Here is a 14,786-nt window from a genome sequence, read left to right as displayed (position 1 = left end):
GCCGGCGGCCGTCTCACCGGCCCAGGCCCTCGATGTACGCCCGGGTCTGCGCCCAGTCCGGCAGCAGCCCGGCCGCGGCGACCTGCGCCAGCGTCGGGGCGTCCCGGTCCCGATCGGACTGCAGGTGCACCGCGCCGAACACGGTGTCGGGCCAGCGGATCCCGATGGCCGGATCGGTGGCGCTGATGGTGTGCTCGCGGCCGGGGGAGTAGCCCGCCGAACACAGGTAGACCACCGTCGCGTCGTCCTCCAGGGCCAGGAATCCGTGCGCGAGCCCCTCGGCCAGGTACACCGAGTTGTGCCGCTGGGCCGACAGGGTCACCGCGTCCCAGTGCCCGTAGCTGGGTGAGCCGACCCGGACGTCGACGACCACGTCGTACACCGAACCGCGCAGGCAGCCGACGTACTTGGCCTGCCCCGGCGGGGTCTGGGCGAAGTGCAGCCCGCGCAGCACCCCGGCCGAGGAGCTCGAGCAGTTGGCCTGCGCCAGGTCCAGCCGGTGCCCGGTCATCGCGGTGAACTCGGCGTCGGTGAACCACTCGAAGAAGCTGCCGCGGTCGTCGTCGTGCACGGTCGGGACGAGTTCCCAGGCCCCCGGGACCGCCAGTTCGCGGAATGCCATCTACTGCCCCCGTTTCGCGTAGCCGGCCTCGACGGCGTCCTTCAGCGGCGCCCACCAGGCCTCGTTGTCGCGGTACCAGTGCACCGTCGCCGCCAGCGCGGCGGCGAAATCGGTGTGCACCGGTGCCCAGCCCAGCTCGTCGCGCAGCGCGGTCGGGTCGATGGCGTAGCGCAGGTCGTGCCCGGCCCGGTCGCTGACGTGGTCGAAGTCGTCCGGGTCGCGGCCCATGATCCCCAGCAGGGTACGCAGCACATCGAGGTTGGAGCGCTGGCAGTCGGCGCCGATCAGATACGTCTGCCCGACCCGTCCGCCGGCCAGGATCGCCCGGACCGCGGTGTTGTGGTCGGCGACGTGGATCCAGTCCCGGACATTGGCGCCGGTGCCGTACAGCTTGGCCCGCCGCCCGGTCAGCAGGTTGGTGATCTGACGCGGGATGAACTTCTCCACGTGCTGATACGGCCCGAAGTTGTTCGAGCAGTTCGACAGCGTGGCCGCCACCCCGTAGGAGCGCACCCAGGCCCGCACCAGCAGGTCCGAGCCGGCCTTGGTCGCCGCGTACGGACTGGACGGGTTGTACGGGGTGTCCGCGGTGAACCGGACGGTCGGATCCTCCAGCGGCAGGTCGCCGTACACCTCGTCGGTCGACACGTGGTGCAACCGCACGCCGCGGCGGCGCACCGCCTCCAGCACGGTGAACGTGCCGACCAGGTTGGACGTGACGAACGCCGACGGATCCGCCAGCGAATTGTCGACGTGCGTCTCGGCGGCGAAGTGCACGACCGCGTCGGCGCCCGCGACCAGCTCGTCGACCAGCGGCGCATCGGTGATGTCGCCGACCACCAGCGTCGCCGCGTCGCCGAGCGGCGCGAGCGCCTCGGCGCTGCCGGCGTATGTCAGCGAATCCAGCACCGTGACGGTGTCCTCGGGGTGCTCGGCGACGGTGCTGTGCACGAAGTTGGCGCCGATGAACCCCGCCCCTCCGGTCACCAGCAGTCGCATACCGAAACCCTATCGCTCGGCCGGGCGGCCCTGGCGTCGTGGCGGGTGCCGGTCCGATTCCTTTCAGGGTGGGCCGGCGCCCGCCGTATTTTCCGCTGTGTAGTTGTCAAGCTGCGTGTTTGGCGACGGTGTTTGCTGCTGGTTATGCGGCGGCGGATTCTGTGGTGAGGGTGCGGCGGGCGTGGGAGCGTAGGTGCTCTGGTGGTCGGTTGGGGTGTTTGGGGTCGGTGGGTGGGATGAACCAGGGGTGTCGGTCGGGGCCGAGGTAGATCTGCCAGTCGGTGTGGTGGATGAGGGTGTGGTGGTGGCGGCAGAGTAGGACGCCGTTGTCGAGGCAGGTGTGGCCGTGGTCGGCGTGCCAGTGGTGGATGTGGTGGGCGTCGCACCAGGCGATGGGGCGTCCGCAGCCGGGGAAGGCGCAGCCTTGGTCGCGCAGGCCGAGGGCTTTGCGGATTTCTGGGGTGAAGAGGCGTTTGCTGCGGCCGATGTCCAGCGGGACGCCGTTGTGGTCGAGGTGGGCGGTGTCGAGGGTGCAGTCGCAGGTGATCAGGTCGGCGGTGTGGCAGCTGATGGGGCCGGTGAAGGCGAGGAAGTCGACTTCGGTCGCGGTTCCGGTGGGTGTTGGGGTCGGTTGGCCGAAGGCGGTGGTGGGGGGCCGGATGAGGGTGACGTGGGGTAGGACGCCGCCGGAGGTGGGGCGCTGGTAGCCGTGTAGGTAGTGGCGGATGACGTGGCCGAGGGCGTCGGCGCGGCGTTGTGGTGCGGGGCGGGGGTCGGGGGTGCCGTCGGGTTGGGGGATGGGCCGGGTCAGCGGGGCGAGGGCGGTGGTGAGTTCTTCGCCGGTCAGGACGTCGAGGTCGAGGGTGGCGGTGATGCGGCCTTCGTCGTTTTGGGTCAGGGTCATGTCGTTGAGGTCGGTGTTTTCGGCGGCGGGGATTGTGGGTGCGCCGGGTTGGCCGGGGCCGGGGGTTCGGGCGATGGCGATGTGGCGGGCTTTGTTGGCCACGGTGGCCGGGGTGGTTTGGGTGAGCAGTTGTTGTTCGATCCGGGTGCGGTCGTCGTCGGTGAGTTCGGTGCGGCGCTCGATGTGGGTCAGGCCTTTGCCGATGGCGTCGGCGAGTTCGATGCTGATGGCGCCGAGGCGTTGGAGCCGGGTGGTGGCGGGCAGTAGGACGGCGGCGCGTCCGACGCGGGTGTAGCGGTGGGCGGCGCCGGGGTGAGGGCGAGGTTGTGAGCAGGTCGGCGCCGTGGCGGGCGTGTTGGCGGGCGGGGACGCCGGCGCGTTCGCAGGCCGCGGTTGCTGTGGCGATCAGGTGGGTGGTCAGGTTGGTGAGGGTGACCGCGGATTTGAGCACGGTCAGCAGGTGGGTGTCGTCGAAGACGCGGTGTGCAGCAGCTGGAACAGGGATCGGCCGCCGTCGTCGTCGTTCCCGGTGGCCGGGGTCGGGGCGAGCTGGTCGATCAGGGTGTTGATGAAGGCGTCGAGTCCGGCGATGACGGCGTCGAGGCCGCCGGCGGGGTGGGGGTTGGTCATGGCGGGTACCGGTACTTCCCAGCGGATGCATCCCGGGGCGGGGATGCGATCGAGGGTGGATACGTGAGTCGGCTCGGTGGGGGAGCCTGTCGGTGCTCGACCCGTGTCGGGTCGGGCGGTGGGGTACGCGGTGGCGAGGGTTTATTCGCCTATATGTTCGAGAGTACTCCGTCGACACAAGAGCGCAAGACCCTGATCGAATAAATGTTCGATAAGAATGCGGGCGGGCTCGGGCCGGTGATGCCCCGGGGAGTGAGTTGGCGTCGGCGGGCCCGCCGGTTGCGGCCACGGTGCACCAGTGTCGGTTTCCGGGCACTGTGGCCGACTGCTGGCCCTGCGCGACGATCCGGCGGCCGACCGAGAGGGGCCACCTGCTGTGAGCAGCGCCCGGCCGCTCAGTCGGCCGGGCCGGGCTCCGGGTTCGACGGCCGGCCCAGCAGCGCGGCCAGATCGATGCCCGAGGACTTCAGCGCCTCCACGATGTTCGCGACCGCCAGCGGGCTGACCCCGAGCAGGCCGGCGATTCCGGCCTGGGCGTCGGCCGACCCGCCGATGATGGACAGCCGGTCGATGGAGGACAGCGGCGACGCGGCGGCCTCGGTCGCCTTGACCACGGAGTTGAGTACGTCCGGCAGCGTCTGCAGCCGGGCGGCCTCCGGGCTGAAGCTGTTCAGCGCCGCGGCGACCTCCTTCTTGCCCTCCGCCTCGGCGAACAGCCGGGCCTTGATGCCGTCGGCCTCGGCCATCAGCTCGGCCTTGGTGCCGTCGGCCTTGGCGGTCAGCTCCGCCTTGGTGCCCTCGGCCTGGGCCAGCAGTTCGGCCCGGGTGCCGTCGGCCTGAGCCTGACGTTCCACCCGCAGCGCGTCGGCGGCGGCCTTGCGGGCGTCGGCCTCGGCCTCGCCGGCCTGGCGGGCGGCCGCGGCCGATGCCTCGGCGGCCAGAATCGCGGCCTGCCGCCGGCCCTCGGCCAGCTTCACGTCGGCCTGGCGCTGCGCCTCGGCCGGGGCGATCACGTCGGCCGCCAGCGCGGCCTGGGCCTGCTCGCTGCGGCGCTGCTCGACCTCGATGCGGGCCTGCACCCGGGCGGCCTCGGCCTGCTCGACGGCGATGCCGACGTCCTTCTGGGCCCGCGCATTGGCCAGCGGCCCGGCCTGATCGGCCTGGGCGTTCTCCGCCTCGGTCTGCGCGCGCAACCGGGCCAGTTCCACGTCGCGGCGCTGGTTGGCGGTGGCGATCGCGGTGTCGGCCTCGGCCTGGGCGATCGAGCCCTCCTGGCGGGCCTTGGCGGACTGGATCTGGGCGTCCCGCTCGGCCTCGGCGGTGCCGACGGTGGCGTCGCGCTTGACCTCGGCGATCCGGCGCTGGCCCAGGGATTCCAGGTAGCCGTTGCGGTCGGAGATGCCGGCGATCTTGAGCACGTCGACCTCCATGCCGATCCGGGCGAGGTCGGTGCCCGCCTCCTCCACCACGCTGCGGGCCAGCGAGTCGCGGTTGGAGTTCAGGTCCTCGACGGTCATGGTCGCGGTGATGCCGCGCAGGCTGCCGGCCAGGATTTCGTTGATCTGGCGCTGCAGCTCGGCCAGGTCGGAGGTCAGGAAGCGTTGCACCGCGGTCTGCACGGCCTCATCGGCCGAGCCGATCCGGACCAGGCCGACGGCCTCGACGTTGACCGGCACCCCGTTGTTGCTCAGCGCGTTCTGCAGGTTGATGCTGACGTTGAACGGCTCCAGGCTCATGATGTCGACGCGTTCGATGCCCGGCATCCGGAACCGCGCGCCGCCGCGCACCACCTTCGGGGTGCCGCGGCCGGTGAACACCGCGACCTCGTTGGGCGGCACCTTGATGTAGTTCTTCACGTACACGATGGGCAGCGCGACCAGCAGCAGGACGGCCAGCACGGCGATGACGACGATCAGCAGGGTGGACAAGCGGGGGCCTTTCTCGGCAGGACTCGGGGGTGCTTGGACTCGGGAGCGCTAGGACTGGGGGTCAGGACTCGGGGACAGCGACGACGTGCACGACGTCGGCGTCGACGTCGGCGATGTAGATCCGGGTGGACTTGGCCAGCGGTGCGGGTTCGGCGGTGACGGCCCGGGCGTGCACCCGGTTGCCGTCGGCGTCGAGGAAGGTGACCTCGCCCCAGCCGCCGGGGGCCACCTCCAGGGTGACGGTGCCCAGCCGGCCGATGTAGTCCGCCCGGCCGCGGTGGGAATTGCCCTCCTGCCTGCGCAGATACGGCAGCAGCAGGTACTGGAAGGCGGCCATCAGCGTGACGCCGCAACCGAGCGCGACGGCGCCCGCGCCCACCGCGGGCAGCCCGGCCCAGCTGCTGATCAGGCCGCCGGTGCCCGCGCCGATCAGGCCGGCCGACAGCCCGGTCAGGCTCAAAAACGGCAGCCCGTCGTGGTGCGCGCCGAGATCGAAGTCGGTGAGCAGCAGTGCGGTCAGGACCGCGATCGCCCCGACGGCGAACATCGCCACATATGCTGCGGTCACAGCTTCCTCTCCCGGGCGCGGGCCGGCCCCGCGGATTCCATTGTGGCAGCGCCGGGGCGTGGTGGAGAGCGGCAGATTTGCCGGCGGCCGGCGGGTTCCGCGCGGTTTTGGTGCCTGGCCTCGCAGCGGGTATCGTGGGCAGACGGTGCGGCCATCGCGCCGGCTTTTTTGCGTGTTTTCTTCGCATGGCGGTATGCCCAGTTAGGATCCCACGTTTTAGTCGGAGTGTTGGCTGCCGCCAGACAGGTGCAGTGACACAGCGCAGACACGAAACCGAGCGACAGGATCGTCAGTAAGCATGGCCAAGAAAGAGGGCGCCATCGAGGTTGAGGGCCGCGTGATCGAGCCCCTGCCCAATGCGATGTTCCGCATTGAGCTGGAGAACGGACACAAGGTGCTCGCCCACATCAGCGGCAAGATGCGGCAGCACTACATCCGCATCCTGCCCGAGGACCGCGTGGTCGTGGAGCTCTCGCCCTATGACCTGTCCCGCGGTCGCATCGTCTACCGCTACAAGTAGCACCCGCCGGTCACACACAACCGAAACCCCGCGCCGCGGACGGCTCCGTCCGTGGCGCCCGAGACCCCAAAGGATCGAACAGCCGTGAAGGTGAACCCGAGCGTCAAGCCGATCTGCGACAAGTGCAGGGTGATCCGCCGGCATGGGCGGGTCATGGTGATCTGCTCCGATCCCCGCCACAAGCAGCGGCAGGGTTAGCAGATCGGCGCCTGCCCGCGGGCCGGCGTCAGCAGTACCCACATCGCAGTACCCACAACTCAATACCGACAACTCAACGATGAACTCCCAGCACCACCGGGCGGATTGGCCGCCCGACAACGCCCGGCACGGAGGCCGGGCCCCATCAGGGAACGGGCTGGGACCAGACCTCCGCACTGAAGAAGGAAAACTGCCACATGGCACGTCTCATGGGCGTCGACCTCCCGCGCGATAAGCGCATGGAGATCGCGCTGACCTACATCTACGGCATCGGCCGTACCCGCTCCCAGGAGATCCTGGATGCGACCGGCATCGACCGGGACCAGCGCAGCAAGGACCTGACCGACGATCAGGTGACCCAGCTGCGCGACTACATCGAGGGCAACCTCAAGGTGGAGGGTGATCTGCGCCGCGAGGTGCAGGCCGACATTCGCCGCAAGATCGAGATCGGCTGCTACCAGGGCCTGCGGCACCGTCGCGGCCTGCCGGTGCGCGGCCAGCGGACCAAGACCAACGCGCGCACCCGCAAGGGCCCGAAGCGCACCATCGCCGGCAAGAAGAAGGCCAGGTAAGCAGATGCCCCCGCAGAAGAAAGCCGCCACCGCCAAGCGCGGCAAGACCACCACGCGGCGCAAGGAAAAGAAGAACGTTCCGCACGGTGCCGCTCACATCAAGAGCACCTTCAACAACACCATCGTTTCGATCACCGACCCCCAGGGCAACGTGATCGCGTGGGCCTCCTCGGGTCACGTGGGATTCAAGGGTTCGCGTAAGTCGACCCCGTTCGCCGCCCAGCTGGCCGCCGAGAACGCCGCCCGCAAGGCGCAGGAGCACGGCGTCAAGAAGGTCGACGTGTTCGTCAAGGGCCCGGGTTCGGGCCGTGAAACCGCCATCCGTTCGCTGCAGGCCGCCGGCCTCGAGGTCGGTCAGATCTCCGACGTCACCCCGCAGCCGCACAACGGTTGCCGTCCGCCCAAGCGGCGCCGGGTCTAGGGCTAGGGAGGATTTAGAAAGATGGCTCGTTACACCGGACCCGTCACCCGCAAGTCGCGCCGCCTCGGCGTCGACCTCGTCGGCGGCGATCAGTCGTTCGAGAAGCGCCCCTACCCGCCCGGCCAGCACGGCCGCGCGCGGATCAAGGAGAGCGAATACCGGCTGCAGCTGCAGGAGAAGCAGAAGGCTCGCTTCACCTACGGCGTCATGGAGAAGCAGTTCCGCCGCTACTACGAGGAAGCGGTTCGCAAGCCGGGCAAGACCGGCGAGAACCTGCTGCGCATCCTGGAGAGCCGGCTGGACAACGTCGTCTACCGCGCGGGCCTGGCCCGTACCCGGCGGATGGCCCGTCAGCTGGTCAGCCACGGCCACTTCACCGTCAACGGCGTGCGCGTCGACGTCCCGAGCTACCGGGTGTCGCAGTACGACATCATCGATGTGCGGGACAAGTCGCTGAACACCGACCCGTTCATCATCGCGCGGGAAACCGCCGGTGAGCGCCCGATCCCGGGCTGGCTGCAGGTCGTCGGCGAGCGTCAGCGCATCCTGGTTCACCAGCTGCCCGAGCGCGCGCAGATCAGCGTGCCGCTGTCCGAGCAGCTGATCGTTGAGCTCTACTCGAAGTAACCGATGAGGGTCCTCCGCGGCGACGTGCCGCGGGGGACCACCCCAACCGGCATCAAATAGCGGGTGCCGAGAAGGAGAAACACCATGCTGATCTCTCAGCGACCCACCCTGAGCGAAGAGGTACTGGCCGACGACCGGTCGCAGTTCGTCATCGAGCCGCTGGAGCCGGGCTTCGGCTACACCCTCGGCAACTCGCTGCGCCGCACCCTGCTGTCGTCCATCCCGGGCGCGGCGGTCACCAGCATCCGGATCGACGGGGTGCTGCACGAGTTCACCACCGTGCCGGGGGTCAAGGAGGATGTCACCGACATCATCTTGAACCTCAAGAGCCTGGTGGTGTCCTCCGACGAGGACGAGCCGGTCACCATGTACCTGCGCAAGCAGGGCCCGGGTGAGGTCACCGCGGCGGACATCGTGCCGCCGGCCGGGGTCACCGTGCACAACCCGGACATGCACATCGCCACCCTCAACGACAAGGGCAAGCTGGAGGTCGAGCTCGTCGTCGAGCGCGGCCGCGGGTACGTCCCGGCCGTGCAGAACAAGGCCTCGGGCGCCGAGATCGGCCGGATCCCGGTCGACTCGATCTACTCGCCGGTGCTGAAGGTCACCTACAAGGTGGAGGCCACCCGCGTCGAGCAGCGCACCGACTTCGACCGGCTGATCCTGGACGTCGAGACCAAGAACTCGATCAGCCCGCGCGACGCCCTGGCGTCGGCCGGCAAGACCCTGGTCGAGCTGTTCGGTCTGGCCCGCGAGCTCAACGTCGACGCCGAGGGCATCGAGATCGGGCCGTCCCCGGCCGAGGCCGATCACATCGCCAGCTTCGCGCTGCCGATCGACGACCTGGACCTGACGGTGCGCTCGTACAACTGCCTCAAGCGCGAGGGTGTGCACACCGTCGGCGAGCTGGTGGCCCGCACCGAGTCCGACCTGCTGGACATCCGCAACTTCGGCCAGAAGTCCATCGACGAGGTCAAGATCAAGCTGCATCAGCTGGGTCTGGCACTCAAGGACTCGCCCGCCTCCTTCGATCCGTCGGAGGTGGCCGGTTACGACGTCGCCACCGGCACCTGGAACAGCGAAGCCGGCTACGACCTGGACGACAACCAGGACTACGCCGAGACCGAGCAGCTCTGACCCACCGGGGTTTTCAAACCCACCGTCCCGGTCCTACCTGATACGGGGGCCGGCCCCATTTAGGAGATAGTCGCAATGCCCAAGCCCACCAAGGGTGCCCGTTTCGGCGGGTCGTCCTCGCACCAGCAGGCGCTGCTGGCCAACCTGGCCACCGCGCTGTTCGAGCACGGCCGGATCACCACCACCGAGCCGAAGGCCCGGGCGCTGCGGCCGTACGCGGAGAAGCTGATCACCCACGCCAAGAAGGGTGCGCTGCACAACCGTCGTGAGGTGATGAAGAAGATCCGCGACAAGGACATCGTGCACGTCCTGTTCGCGGAGATCGCGCCGTTCTACGCCGACCGCGCCGGCGGTTACACCCGGATCATCAAGGTCGAGAACCGCAAGGGCGACAACGCCCCGATGGCGGTCATCGAGCTGGTCCGGGAGAAGACCGTCACCTCCGAGGCCGACCGTGCCCGACGTGCCGCCGCCAAGCAGGCTGAGGCCGCCGCGGCTGAGGCCGCCGAGCCCGAGGTCGTCGAGGCTGAAGCCACCGAGGCTGAGGTCACCGAGGCTGAGGTCACCGAGGCTGAGGCCGACGCGCCCGCCGAGGATGACGCTGCCAAGTAGCGGTAAGACACCCGACATGCCCGTCACCGACACCGGTGGCGGGCATGTCGGTGTTTGCGAACCGGTCCGGCTGCGGCTCGACATCGCCTACGACGGAACCGAATTCGCCGGGTGGGCCACCCAGGCCGGGCAGCGCACCGTCGCCGGGGTGATCGAGGACGCGCTGTCGACGGTGTTTCGGCAGCCGGTGATCCTGCGGGCCGCCGGTCGCACCGACGCCGGGGTGCACGCCACCGGTCAGGTCGCGCACGTCGACGTACCGGAATCCGCGCTGCGGCACGGCCGTCCGCGCACGCCGCGACCGGGCGGGGAGGCCGAGTTCCTTCCGCTGATCCGCCGGCTGGCCCGCTTCCTGCCCTCCGACGTCCGGGTCCGCGACATCACCCGTGCCCCGGCCGGATTCGATGCGCGGTTCTCCGCGCTGCGCCGGCACTACGTCTACCGGCTGACCACCGCGCCGTTCGGGGTGGATCCGCAGCGCGCCCGGTTCGTCACGCCATGGCCGCGCCCGCTGGACGTCGAGGCGATGAACGCCGCCGCGGCGAAACTGTTGGGGCTGCATGATTTTGCCGCGTTCTGTCGGCGCCGGGAGGGCGCGACGACGATCCGCGAACTGCAGCGGCTGCAGATCGAGCGCGACGGCGACGATGTCGTCGCGTGGGTCAGCGCGGACGCGTTCTGCTGGAACATGGTGCGCTCGCTGATCGGCGCGCTGCTGGCGGTGGGGGAAGGCCGCCGGTCGCCCGATTGGATCGTCGGACTGCTCGAATCCGACCGCCGGTCCAGCGATTTCGCGGCCGCCCCGGCGCGCGGGCTGAGCCTGGTCGGGGTGGACTACCCGGCCGAGGACCAACTCGCCGCACGGACGCTGATCACCCGGGACCTGCGCACCGACCCGCGCTGAATCGGTGTCCGCCGAACGTCGGACGCGCGGGCGCCTTCCCCGCAGCTAGTGTTCCTGCGGAAGGTTCGAAAATCACGAGAATTGGGGCAGAAATGACACAGGGCAATGGCTACGGTGTTGCGCAGAAATCTAAGGTCGTCGCGGGAATTCTGGGAATCCTGTTGGGCAGCCTGGGCGTTCACAACTTTTACCTGGGCAACAACACCCGCGGGATCATCCAGATCGTGGTCACTGTGGTCACCCTCGGCATCGGTGGAATCTGGGGCCTCGTCGAGGGCATCCTGATTCTGGTGTCGGCGCCCGGCAGCAAGTGGCATCGGGACGCCGCGGGCAACGAACTCGCCGACTGACGGTCAAATCCGGCCCGCGACGAAATTCGCGGCTCGCTCCACCAGCCCGGCCTTGATGTAGGCCGGTGCCAGGTGGTCGGGCCAGCGGGCCCGCCAGTTCTGCGGGATGGTCGGATTGCACACCGGGTCGTCGCCGTGGCACAGCTCGATGGTGCGGTCGCGGTACACCGGGCTGAAGCTGGTGATCGGCCCGACCCACTGGAACCCGTTGCCGAACAGTGCAACCGCGGCGATATTGCCGGCCGCCGCGGCGGGCAGCGGGTTGCGGAACGTGACGAACGGCAGCGGCACCGCCAGCACCACATCGCTGACTGCCGCGCCGAGCGAGTAGCCGCCGACCACGATCCGGGTCCGCGGGCAGCTGGCGACCATTGCCTGAATGTGCCGGCTCATATCGTTGGCGCCGAGGTCGACCTCGGTGTTGGCCGGATAGCGCACCGCATAGAGCCGGATGTTCTTGCCGGTCTTGGCCTGCAACCGAGTGAACAGGGTGTTGCCGATCTGCCCGGCGCCGGGCGCCTCGTTGCGGCCGCGCGCGAACACCAACTCGGTGTCCGGGCAGCCGGCCGCCTCGGCGGCGGGGGTGAGTCGAAGCTGTTGGGGTGCCACCGCGGGTAGACCGACCAACAGGGCCGCCGCCAGCAGCGCTGACCATCGGCGACCCCTCACAGCTCCATGGTAGCCAGCGTTACGCCGACTGCCAGCTGGCTAAGGTCACGGACCGGTAGCGGTTCAGATCAGGTTGGCGGCGAACTCGGCGGCCTGGCCCACCATCGGGCCGTCCTCGTAGTTGGTATGCGCGAACGGGTTGCGTCCGCGCGAGCAGATCGGATCGCCGTCGCTGCACAGGTCGATCGACCGGTTGCCGAGCTGGCCGATGGTGATCGGCTTGCTGAACTTGGTCGACGGGTTGCCGAACACCGCGATCGCGGCGATGTTGTGCCGCAGGGTGGCCGGCAGCGGCGGGGCCGACCCGATCGCACCGATCTTGTCGCCCAGTGGCGGCACACCCATCAGCATGTCCATGATCGCCGCGCCCTGGGAATAGCCACCGAGCACCAGCCGGGTGTCCGGGCAGGTCGAGGACATCGTCACGATCCGGTTCTGGGCGTCCAGCGCGCCGTCCTGGGCGGCCAGGAAGTCCCAGGTCGCCGGGTAGGTGACCGAGTACGTCGTCAGCGTCTTGTCCGGCAGCTTGGCGCGCAACTCGCTTTCCAGCTTGGTGCCGACCCGGCCGAGGCCGGGGTCCTCGCTGGTGCCGCGGGCGAAGATCAGCTCGACGTCGGGGCAGGGGGTGGCCGTCGCGGCCGCGGGCGTCACCAGCAGCGTTGCGGCGACGCCGAAAACGGCGGCACCCAGTGCGGTGGTGACGTGCGCGCGCGACATGGCCGGCCCCCGTCCGATCAGAGCCGGCCCGCGACGAAGCCCGCGGCCTGCTGGGTGGCGCCGCCGGGGTAGGCGCGGTGCGCCTCGACGTCGGTGGCCTCGAACAGGCCCAGGTTGCAGACCGGATCCCCGGGGATGCACAGGTCGATGGACCGGGCACCCCAGACCGGGCTGCTGGTCAGCGGCAGGCCGAGCTTGGCGCTCGGGTTGCCGAACACCGCGATGGCGGCGACGTGCTCGGGCGCGTTCGGCGGCAGCGGGTTGTCGAAGCCGAGGCCGGGCACCGGCACCGCGGCGATGGTGTCGATCACCGCGGCGCCCTGGGAGTAGCCGCCGAGCACCAGCCGGGTGGCCGGGCAGTTGTTCATCATCCACTGGACGTGCGCGCTGGCGTCGTTGGCGCCCGCGGCGGCCTGCATGAAGTCGTAGTCGGCCGGGTAGTTGACCCCGTACGCGCCGACCGAGCGGCCGCCGACCATGCCGCGCAGGTCCTGGATGAAGGAGTTGCCGACCCGGCCCACCCCCGGATCCTCGGTGGTGCCGCGGGCGAAGACCACCTCGATGTCCGGGCACGGTGCGGCCTGGGCGGGCGCGGCGACCGGCGCGGGGGCTGCGCTCAGCAGGCCGACGGTCAGCGCGCCTGCGGCGGCGGCCAGCAGCGCGCGGGCGACAAACGGGGCACGGGTGCGGTGAGTGCGGGGCACGACGGTTATGTCGGTATTCACCCCCGCGATGTTAGCCGCTGCGAGCAGCGAGTTTTGCCGAAGTTTGCGGGCCGCGGGCCTCGGTGGCCGCTCCGGTGCCCGCCGGCGGTTCGCCGCGCCGGTCGCCGGGGCGGGCCAGCGCGAGCCCGGCCAGCACCACCGCGCCGCCGATCACCTGGGTGGTGCTCAGCGCCTCGCCGACCAGCAGCCACGCCCACAGCACCGCGAACAGCACCTCCGAGAGCCCCAGCAGCGAGGCGAAACCGGGTTTGAGCAGGGCCACCCCGACGATGCCGAGGGTGTAGGCGACGGCGGTGGACAGGATCGCCAGCGCGGCCACCGCGACAGCGGGCGGCAGGGTCGCGCCGGCGAGCAGCACGTCGTCGGCGGTGACGGTCAGCGGCATCACCCCGGTGAGGCCGAGCAGCCCGACGCCGGCCGCGCCCACCCACAGGCCACCGGCGGCCAGGGTGATCGGGCTCAGCGGGGTGCCCGCGGCGGTGGTGTCGCTGATGTCGCTCATCATGAAGTAGCTGGCCGCGCAGACCGCGGCGCCCAGGCCCCAGGCCACCCCGATCGCGTTGATGCTGGCGCCGTGGAACACGTCGAGCACCACCGTGATGCCGATGATCGCCATCGCCACCCCGGCCAGCGTCCGGGTCCCGGGCCGGCGCCGGGTCCGCGCCCACAGCCAGGCCACCACCAGCACCGGGGCGGTGTATTCGAGCAGCAGCGCGACCCCGACCGAGAGGTGCTTGACCCCGTTGTAGAAGCACAGTTGTGCCCCGGCGATCGGGAACAGTCCGTACAGCACGATGGTGCGGGCATGCGCGCGGGCCTCACCCAGCCAGCTCGGGTTGACCGCGGTGGCGACGACGGCCATCACCACGGCGCCGCCGAACAGCCGGGCGGTGACCGCGGCGGTCGGGCTCCAGCCGGCCACCATCAGGGACTTGGCGAACGGTCCGGACAGCCCGAAGCACAGCGCCGAGGTCAGCGCAAAAGCCAGGCCCATGCGGAAGTGATCGGCCGGGGAGATCCGCTGCAACATCGCGCACCCCTCATGAGTAAAGTCGATATTGCTCATGACACTACGGCCGGAGGGGGTCACGAGTCAAATGAATTTCAGTCATGACACGGAGTTGTCGCTGCGGTCGGCGTGCGCGCTGGTCAACACCGACCGGGTCGACGGCGAGCAGCTCGGCCAGGTCGCCGCGCTGGACGACTTCCTGACCGAATGGGGCTGGACCGGGCGACGCGACCGCGACGACGCCGAACTGGCCGCCGTGCACGCGCTGCGCACCCGGCTCGGCGCGATGTGGACGCTGGCCCGCGACGAGGAGGCGATGGTCGCCGAGGTCAACGCGCTGCTGGCCGACACCCAGGCCCGGCCCTGGCTGACCCGGCACGCCGAACTGCCGGACTGGCATCTGCACCTGGCCGACGACCAGGATCCGCTGGCCCGGCGGATGGGCGCGGAAACCGCGATGGCGCTGGCCGACGTCATCCGCGACGGCGAACTGCGCCGGCTGAAGAGCTGCGCGGCCCCGGACTGCGACGCGGTGCTGATCGACCTGTCCCGCAACCGGTCCCGGCGGTTCTGCGACACCGGCAACTGCGGCAACCGCCAGCACGTCGCCGCCTACCGGGAACGCCGCGCGCAGGCCGGACCGGCCTGAGGGCGGCTGTGCACAACGGAGTCTG

General features: G+C 70.0%; 20 protein-coding genes. 10 read left to right on the top strand and 10 right to left on the bottom strand.

The window, feature by feature from the left end:
* Positions 1 to 13 precede the first annotated feature (13 nt).
* The 6 genes from rfbC to G6N10_RS10290 all read right to left on the bottom strand — a co-directional run bounded on the left by rfbC (position 14) and on the right by G6N10_RS10290 (position 5,651).
* Positions 14 to 622: a dTDP-4-dehydrorhamnose 3,5-epimerase gene (rfbC, locus tag G6N10_RS10310; protein WP_085096471.1), complete on the bottom strand. Its 609-nt coding sequence runs from the start codon at positions 620 to 622 to the stop codon at positions 14 to 16.
* A complete protein-coding gene (gene rfbB, locus G6N10_RS10305) occupies positions 623 to 1,621 on the bottom strand; it encodes a dTDP-glucose 4,6-dehydratase (RefSeq protein WP_085096473.1) in 999 nt (332 codons plus the stop codon). It lies immediately after the preceding gene.
* Between the two features lie 142 nt (positions 1,622 to 1,763).
* Positions 1,764 to 2,789, bottom strand: a complete 1,026-nt coding sequence (locus tag G6N10_RS10300) for a DUF222 domain-containing protein (RefSeq protein ID WP_244960460.1) — start codon at positions 2,787 to 2,789, stop codon at positions 1,764 to 1,766.
* Between the two features lie 189 nt (positions 2,790 to 2,978).
* Positions 2,979 to 3,155, bottom strand: a complete 177-nt coding sequence (locus tag G6N10_RS20415) for a hypothetical protein (RefSeq protein WP_244960453.1) — start codon at positions 3,153 to 3,155, stop codon at positions 2,979 to 2,981.
* Between the two features lie 395 nt (positions 3,156 to 3,550).
* On the bottom strand, positions 3,551 to 5,083 hold the full coding sequence (locus G6N10_RS10295) for a flotillin family protein (RefSeq protein ID WP_085092583.1): 1,533 nt from the start codon (positions 5,081 to 5,083) through the stop codon (positions 3,551 to 3,553).
* A 61-nt stretch (positions 5,084 to 5,144) separates the two neighbouring features.
* Entirely contained in the window at positions 5,145 to 5,651 is a 507-nt protein-coding gene (locus tag G6N10_RS10290) for a hypothetical protein (RefSeq protein ID WP_085092582.1), read from the bottom strand.
* Between the two features lie 298 nt (positions 5,652 to 5,949).
* Between G6N10_RS10290 and infA the strand changes: the two genes are divergently transcribed.
* The 9 genes from infA to G6N10_RS10245 all read left to right on the top strand — a co-directional run bounded on the left by infA (position 5,950) and on the right by G6N10_RS10245 (position 10,992).
* Entirely contained in the window at positions 5,950 to 6,171 is a 222-nt protein-coding gene (gene infA, locus G6N10_RS10285; protein ID WP_085092581.1) for a translation initiation factor IF-1, read from the top strand.
* A gap of 84 nt (positions 6,172 to 6,255) precedes the next feature.
* Positions 6,256 to 6,369 (top strand): 50S ribosomal protein L36, encoded by a 114-nt coding sequence (gene rpmJ, locus G6N10_RS10280; protein WP_003879483.1) that lies wholly within the window; start codon positions 6,256 to 6,258, stop codon positions 6,367 to 6,369.
* A 197-nt stretch (positions 6,370 to 6,566) separates the two neighbouring features.
* Positions 6,567 to 6,941: a 30S ribosomal protein S13 gene (rpsM, locus tag G6N10_RS10275; protein WP_085092580.1), complete on the top strand. Its 375-nt coding sequence runs from the start codon at positions 6,567 to 6,569 to the stop codon at positions 6,939 to 6,941.
* 4 nt (positions 6,942 to 6,945) lie between these two features.
* Positions 6,946 to 7,362, top strand: a complete 417-nt coding sequence (rpsK, locus tag G6N10_RS10270; RefSeq protein ID WP_085092579.1) for a 30S ribosomal protein S11 — start codon at positions 6,946 to 6,948, stop codon at positions 7,360 to 7,362.
* Between the two features lie 21 nt (positions 7,363 to 7,383).
* The gene (gene rpsD / locus G6N10_RS10265) at positions 7,384 to 7,989 is read left to right on the top strand and encodes a 30S ribosomal protein S4 (RefSeq protein WP_085092578.1); all 606 of its coding nucleotides are present in this window, start codon (positions 7,384 to 7,386) and stop codon (positions 7,987 to 7,989) included.
* A gap of 84 nt (positions 7,990 to 8,073) precedes the next feature.
* On the top strand, positions 8,074 to 9,126 hold the full coding sequence (locus tag G6N10_RS10260; RefSeq protein WP_085092577.1) for a DNA-directed RNA polymerase subunit alpha: 1,053 nt from the start codon (positions 8,074 to 8,076) through the stop codon (positions 9,124 to 9,126).
* 75 nt (positions 9,127 to 9,201) lie between these two features.
* Entirely contained in the window at positions 9,202 to 9,738 is a 537-nt protein-coding gene (gene rplQ, locus G6N10_RS10255; protein ID WP_085092576.1) for a 50S ribosomal protein L17, read from the top strand.
* Positions 9,722 to 10,642 carry a tRNA pseudouridine(38-40) synthase TruA gene (truA, locus tag G6N10_RS10250; RefSeq protein ID WP_407663979.1) on the top strand — a complete coding sequence of 307 codons (921 nt, stop codon included), beginning with the start codon at positions 9,722 to 9,724 and terminating at the stop codon, positions 10,640 to 10,642. Before rplQ ends, truA begins: the two co-directional genes overlap by 17 nt.
* 92 nt (positions 10,643 to 10,734) lie before the next feature.
* Positions 10,735 to 10,992, top strand: a complete 258-nt coding sequence (locus G6N10_RS10245; protein WP_085092574.1) for a TM2 domain-containing protein — start codon at positions 10,735 to 10,737, stop codon at positions 10,990 to 10,992.
* A gap of 3 nt (positions 10,993 to 10,995) precedes the next feature.
* Here G6N10_RS10245 and G6N10_RS10240 read toward each other — a convergent pair whose 3' ends face one another.
* The 4 genes from G6N10_RS10240 to G6N10_RS10225 form a co-directional block, all read right to left on the bottom strand.
* Positions 10,996 to 11,661, bottom strand: a complete 666-nt coding sequence (locus G6N10_RS10240) for a cutinase family protein (RefSeq protein ID WP_109750364.1) — start codon at positions 11,659 to 11,661, stop codon at positions 10,996 to 10,998.
* Positions 11,662 to 11,724: 63 nt separating this feature from the next.
* Positions 11,725 to 12,378: a cutinase family protein gene (locus G6N10_RS10235; RefSeq protein WP_085092573.1), complete on the bottom strand. Its 654-nt coding sequence runs from the start codon at positions 12,376 to 12,378 to the stop codon at positions 11,725 to 11,727.
* Between the two features lie 17 nt (positions 12,379 to 12,395).
* A complete protein-coding gene (locus G6N10_RS10230; protein WP_407664024.1) occupies positions 12,396 to 13,082 on the bottom strand; it encodes a cutinase family protein in 687 nt (228 codons plus the stop codon).
* Between the two features lie 31 nt (positions 13,083 to 13,113).
* Complete coding sequence (locus G6N10_RS10225; RefSeq protein WP_109750363.1) at positions 13,114 to 14,133, bottom strand: EamA family transporter; 1,020 nt, start codon at positions 14,131 to 14,133, stop codon at positions 13,114 to 13,116.
* A gap of 67 nt (positions 14,134 to 14,200) precedes the next feature.
* On the opposite strand from G6N10_RS10225, the gene G6N10_RS10220 reads away from it, so the two are divergent.
* Positions 14,201 to 14,761, top strand: a complete 561-nt coding sequence (locus tag G6N10_RS10220) for a CGNR zinc finger domain-containing protein (RefSeq protein WP_085092571.1) — start codon at positions 14,201 to 14,203, stop codon at positions 14,759 to 14,761.
* The last annotated feature ends 25 nt before the right edge of the window (positions 14,762 to 14,786 follow it).

Origin of the sequence: Mycolicibacterium fallax (genome assembly GCF_010726955.1) — a bacterium.
In the GTDB taxonomy this organism is placed as follows: domain Bacteria; phylum Actinomycetota; class Actinomycetes; order Mycobacteriales; family Mycobacteriaceae; genus Mycobacterium; species Mycobacterium fallax.
This window is presented reverse-complemented; position numbering and strand designations above follow the sequence as displayed.